The organism is Pseudomonas typographi, from assembly GCF_014694385.1.
Taxonomy (GTDB): Bacteria; Pseudomonadota; Gammaproteobacteria; order Pseudomonadales; family Pseudomonadaceae; genus Aquipseudomonas; species Aquipseudomonas typographi.
Genome location: NZ_JAAOCA010000084.1, coordinates 1 through 1,792, shown reverse-complemented (window position 1 = coordinate 1,792; position 1,792 = coordinate 1). Strand labels below are relative to the sequence as shown.

Sequence of the window (1,792 nt, the reverse complement as noted above, 5' to 3'; positions counted from 1 at the left end):
GCGAAAAAAAACCACCGGCCAGGGTGGTTTCTCTACAGCAGCTTGCACAACGTTCTGGAGTGAATAATGACAAACATCTTCCCAATTGACAAGTCCAGGGGGTTCACCCGGATGGACAACGACCTGTACGAGGCTCTGATAGGGGCCGAGCTGTCGGGCAGGGAGCTTCGTGTCGCATTGGCAATCCATAGACTCACTGCAGGGTACAACGTTCCTGAAGCGCGCATTGCTGCCAGCGTGATCGCTGAAATGTCCGGTATTCACCGTGAGGACGTTTCCCGCGCCATGTGTGAGCTGATCCGTCAGCGGGTGATTTATCGCACTGGTGGAAGTCGTAGTCCCATCGGTTTTGCCCCGGCTAACGAGTGGTCGATCGACACGAAAAATACCCACCCAAGCAAGTCAAAGCAAGCGCCACAGTGTGGTGATAACGCCACGTCCAATGTGGCATTTCTACCACACAATAAAGAAAGAAATACAAATACAACCTCTGACGAGGTTGTAGGCGATTCGAATCCGGCCAAGCCAAAAGCTGATCGCAAGCAGGCGTTTGGTAAAACCCAGATGCTGGCCGACAACCCCCACGGCATCGCTGAGCAGCTTGTCGATGATTACCTTTCCCTGCGTAAAACCAAGCGCGCCCCGATCACTGCCCGGGTTTGGGCAAACCTGAACTCCAAGCTGACCCAGTGCAAGGCTTTTGGGGTTACCGCCGACCAGGCTATCGCCCTGGCGGTCGAGAACGGCTGGCAGGGATTCGAAGTGGATTGGGTTACCAAGCGCATCGCAGCGCAGACCACCGTCCAGCCGACGCAAGCCAGCCGCCACCACGGCTTTGCCGACCGCGATTACACCGCCGGCCTGACCCTTCGGGAGGACGGAAACTATGCGTTCTGAGCAAAGCGGCGAGCCCCACGATTTGCCTCAAGGTGCCCGGATTCAGCCGTCCGAATGCCCAACCCATGGGGCTTACGACCAAAAGATCATCATGATCCTTGATCGCGAAATGCGCCTCGGCTGCCCCGAATGCGCCCGTATCCAGCGCGAAGAGCAGGAAGAACGCGACCGCCAGTCTGAGGCGTACATGCTGCGCATCGCGATGGAACGCAAGCTGGGGGCCGCGCTGATCCCCAAGCGTTTTGCGGGCAAGACTTTCGAATCCTACCGCGCCGAGAGCCCGGCCCAGGTGAAGGCCCTGGCCAAGTGCAAGGCCTACGCCAGTGAGTTCCGCACTCACGCCAAGGCAGGGCGCTGCATGCTCCTGCTGGGCCAGCCAGGCACGGGCAAGACCCATCTGGCCGTATCGATCGCCAACGAGATCATGCACACCAGCAGCAACACCGCGGTGTATCGGACCATCGGCTCGGTGCTCCAGTCCATCCGCGCCACCTACGCGACCTACAGCGAACAGACCGAGGCCGGGATCTACGCCAGCCTGATCGAACCCTCGCTGCTGATCCTCGACGAGATAGGGGCGAGCAAGGAGAAGCCCAGCGACTTCGAGTTGGTAACCCTGTTCAACATCATCAACGGCCGGTACGAGCAGGAGCTTCCCACCGTCATCGTTTCGAACCTGAGCGCCAAGGAACTCCCTGGGGCCATTGGGGAGCGATGCGCCGACCGGTTGCGCGAGGGCGGCCCAATCGTCGTGTTGTTCAACTGGGAATCCCAGCGCGGGAAGGAAGGATTTTGATGACCAACCACATCGAACGAACAGGCCGAGCGCTTCAAGTCCTCTGGGATCACTTTCGCAATTGGGAGCTGTTCGCCACTGGTACCCGAGCACCAATCC

2 protein-coding genes are annotated in these 1,792 nt (G+C 59.1%); both read left to right on the top strand.

The window, feature by feature from the left end; translation table 11 throughout:
- The first annotated feature begins 66 nt into the window (after positions 1–66).
- Positions 67–897 carry a replication protein gene (locus HAQ05_RS27690; RefSeq protein WP_190427546.1) on the top strand — a complete coding sequence of 277 codons (831 nt, stop codon included), beginning with the start codon at positions 67–69 and terminating at the stop codon, positions 895–897.
- Entirely contained in the window at positions 887–1,693 is an 807-nt protein-coding gene (locus HAQ05_RS27685; RefSeq protein ID WP_190427544.1) for an ATP-binding protein, read from the top strand. The genes HAQ05_RS27690 and HAQ05_RS27685 overlap by 11 nt, the downstream gene beginning before the upstream one ends.
- Positions 1,694–1,792: the final 99 nt, after the last annotated feature.